The 3652-nt window shown below is 70.2% G+C and carries 4 protein-coding genes; 1 reads left to right on the plus strand and 3 read right to left on the minus strand.

Going from position 1 to position 3652, the window contains the following annotated elements; all coding sequences use genetic code 11:
* A partial coding sequence (locus AC1D2K_RS31825; protein WP_478094070.1) for an FAD-dependent oxidoreductase occupies positions 1-1360 on the plus strand: 1360 nt, incomplete at its 5' end.
* A gap of 17 nt (positions 1361-1377) precedes the next feature.
* Here AC1D2K_RS31825 and modC read toward each other — a convergent pair.
* The 3 genes from modC to modA form a co-directional block, all read right to left on the minus strand.
* On the minus strand, positions 1378-2469 hold the full coding sequence (gene modC / locus AC1D2K_RS31830) for a molybdenum ABC transporter ATP-binding protein (RefSeq protein ID WP_478094072.1): 1092 nt from the start codon (positions 2467-2469) through the stop codon (positions 1378-1380).
* Complete coding sequence (gene modB, locus AC1D2K_RS31835) at positions 2466-3140, minus strand: molybdate ABC transporter permease subunit (RefSeq protein WP_478094073.1); 675 nt, start codon at positions 3138-3140, stop codon at positions 2466-2468. The genes modC and modB overlap by 4 nt, the downstream gene beginning before the upstream one ends.
* Before the next feature lie 13 nt (positions 3141-3153).
* Positions 3154-3652, minus strand: a 499-nt coding sequence (gene modA, locus AC1D2K_RS31840) for a molybdate ABC transporter substrate-binding protein (RefSeq protein WP_478094075.1), incomplete at its 5' end; no start/stop codon positions are given.

A 3652-nucleotide genomic window follows, 5' to 3' on the forward strand; every position in this document is an offset into this window, starting at 1 on the left:
CTTCAACGACGGCGACCTGGCGCCTGCCTTGCAAGGGGCGCAGCGTGCCGATGTCTGCATCGTCGGCGGCGGCTTCACCGGCCTCTGGACCGCGATCCAGGCCAAGCAGCAGGATCCGTCGCTGGACATCGCGATCATCGAGAGCGACCTGTGCGGCGCCGGCGCCAGCGGGCGCAACGGCGGTTGCCTGCTCACCTGGTCGGCGAAATTCTTCACCTTGCGACGGCTCTTCGGCGAGGCCGAGGCGATCCGGCTCGTCAAGGCGTCGGAAGCGGTGGTCGATCACATCGCGGACTTCTGTCGCGCGCACGGCATCGACGCCGAGCTGCGGCAGGACGGCACGCTCTATACCGCGACCTCGCAGGCCCAGGTCGGCACTCTCGATCCGGTGATGCGGGCGCTGGAGGACTGCGGCATCCATTCCTACCGCGCGCTGCCGCCCGAAGAGGTGGTCCGCCGCTCCGGGTCGGCGCGCAACCTCGCGGGCGTGTACTCGCCCATCGCCGCCACGGTGCATCCCGGCAAGCTCGTGCGCGGCCTGCGCCGCGCCGCACTCGCCATGGGCATCCGCATCTACGAACGCAGCCCGATGCTGGACTTCAGCCGCGGTCATCCGGTCGTCGTGCGCACGCCCTGCGGCAGCATCGAAGCAAAGAAGCTGGTGCTGGCCCTCAATGCMTGGATGGCGCGCAGCCTGCCGCAGTTCGAGCGCACCATCGCGGTCGTGTCGAGCGACATGGTGATCACTGAAAAGTGCCCCGACCTGCTGCGCGAGATCGGCCTCGACAGCGGCGTCTCGGTGCTCGATTCAAGGACCTTCGTCTACTACTACCGAAGCACGGTCGACGGCCGGATCATGCTGGGCAAGGGCGGCAACACTTTCGCCTGGGGCGGCCGCATCGCGCCGGTCTTCGACCAGCGTTCGCCCTACGAGGCGGAGCTGACGCGCGCGCTGCATTCGTTTTTTCCGGCCTTGCGCGAGACGCCGATCACGGCCAGCTGGAACGGGCCGTCGGACCGGTCCGTCACCGGCTTTCCCTTCTTCGGCAAGCTCGATGGCGCGCCCCACATCTGCTACGGCTTCGGCTATTCCGGCAACGGGGTCGGCCCCAGCTACATGGGCGGCCAGATCCTTTCCTCCATGCTGCTGGACCAGGACAATGCGTGGACCCGCAGCCCCTTGACGCAGGGGCCGCTGGGGCATTTCCCGCCCGAACCGATCCGCTATGTCGGCTCCATCGCGGTTCGCAACGCGATCCGCCGAAAGGAGCGCGCGGAAGACCAGGACCGGCAGCCGTGGATCGTCGACAGGATGCTCAGCAAGCTGGCGAACGCGGCCGGCAAGGCGGACAAGGGCTGAACGGGCCCCTCCCGCGCTCACTCCACGATCGCCACGCCCTTGACCTGCGCATGGACGCCCATGCCGACGGCCAGCTCGAGCAGGTCGGCCGATTTGCGCGTGATGCGCGCCAGCATCCGAACGCCGCCGACATCGAGTCCGACCATCCGCTGCGCCGGCCCGTCGTCGGCGAGGTCGGTGATCGTCGCGGGCAGGATGTTGAGCACGCTGGTTCCCTCCTGCGGCCGCAGCGTCAGGCTGACATCGCGGGCCTGGACTCGCACGCGCACGCGCTGGCCGACGCCGACGCCGCTGTGCGGCAGGCTGAGCGTGCAGCCCGCGAACGCGACCTGGACCAGGCCATAGGCCGCATCGACGCTCGCGACCACGGCCTCGATCACCGATCCGGCGGCGTCGCCGTGCGCCAGCGGCAGGTCGAGGCGGGTCATCAACTCATGGGTCGGCCCGCTGGCGATCACGCGCCCGGCGTCCAGCAGGACCAGGTGGTCGGCCAGCCGCGCGACCTCGTCGGGCGAGTGGCTGACGTAGAGCACCGGGATGTCGAGCTCGGCGTGCAGCCGTTCGAGGTAGGGCAGGACCTCGCGCTTGCGCGCCAGGTCGAGCGAGGCCAGCGGCTCGTCCATCAGCAGCAGCTTCGGGCTGGTCGCCAGGGCGCGCGCGATGCCCACGCGCTGGCGCTCGCCGCCCGACAGCGTGTCGGGCCGGCGCGCCAGCAGCGGGCCGATGCCCAGCAGTTCGACCGCCTGCGCGAGCGAGACCCGGCGCAGCGCCGGCGCCACCCGCTTCATCCCGTATTCGAGGTTGCGCCGCACGTCCAGGTGGGTGAAGAGCCGCGTTTCCTGGAACACGTAGCCCAGCGGCCGCCGGTGCGTCGGCAGGAAGATGGCGCGGTCGTCGTCCTGCCAGCGCTCGCCATTGACMGAGACCAGGGCGCCCGGCGCGCACTGCAGCCCCGCGACGGCGCGCAGGCAGGTGGTCTTGCCGCAGCCCGAAGGGCCGGACAACGCGGTCACGCCGCGGCCGGGCAGGGCCAGGTCGACCTGCAGCGAGAAGGCGGGGAAGTCGACCGCGAGGCGCAGCCGCAGGCCTTCGGATGGCGGCGCCCTCATCGCCGCCGTCCCGTCGGATTGAGCGCATACAGCGCCAGCAGGACCAGGAACGAGAACACCACCATGCCGGCCGCGAGCCAATGGGCCTGCGTGTACTCGAGAGCCTCCACATGGTCGTAGATCTGCACCGAGATCACGCGCGTCTTGTCGGGGATGTTGCCGCCGATCATCAGCACCACGCCGAACTCGCCCACGGTGTGGGCGAAGCCCATCACGATGGCGGTCAGGTAGCCCGGGCGCGCCAGCGGCAGCACCACGCTGAAGAAAGTGTCGAGCGGCGAGGCCCGCAGCGTGGCGGCGGCTTCGAGCGCCGGCTCGCCGATGGCCTCGAAGGCGTTCTGGATCGGCTGCACCACGAAGGGCATCGAATAGACCACCGAGCCGACCACCAGCCCCGTGAAGGTGAAGGGCAGCAGGCCCAGGCCCAGCCATTGGGTGAGCGCACCGAGCGGCCCGTTGGGGCCCATCGACACCAGGAAGTAGAAGCCCAGCACCGAGGGCGGCAGCACCAGCGGCAGCGCCACCATCGCGCCGATCGGACCTTTCCAGGCCGAGCGGGTGCGAGCCAGCCACCAGGCCAGCGGCGTGCCCAGCAGCAGCAGGACCAGCGTCGTGACCGAGGCCAGCTCCAGCGTCAGCGTGACGGCGCCCAGGTCGGCGGCGGACGGCATCGTCGCGTCGGCCTCAGATGTCGTAGCCGAAGGAGCGGATCACCGTCTTCGCGCCCTCGGTCTTGAGGAACGCGATCAAGGCCGAGGCCGCGGCGTTGTCCCTGGCACGGCCCAGCAGCACCGCGTCCTGGCGGATCGGGCCGTGCAGCTCGGCCGGCACGATCCAGGCCGAACCGGTCTTGATCTTGCCGCCTTCCCAGACCTGCGACAGCGCTACGAAGCCGAGCTCCGCGTTGCCGGTGGAGATGAAGCTGTAGGTCTGGCCGATGCTCTCGCCCTGCACGAACTTCGGTTCGAGCTGGGCCAGCAGGCCGAGCCGCGTGATCGTCTGCACCGCGGCCGCGCCGTAGGGCGCGAGCTTGGACGCGGCGAGCGCGAGGTGGGCGAACCTGGCGGTGCGCAGCACCTCGCCCTTGCCGTCGACCAGGTCGGGATTCGCGGACCACAGCACCAGCTTGCCGGTGGCATAGGTGAAACGGCTGCCGGCCACCGTGGCGCCGTCCTTGTCGAGC

The sequence above is a fragment of the Variovorax sp. P1_H12_2 genome (assembly GCF_056405335.1).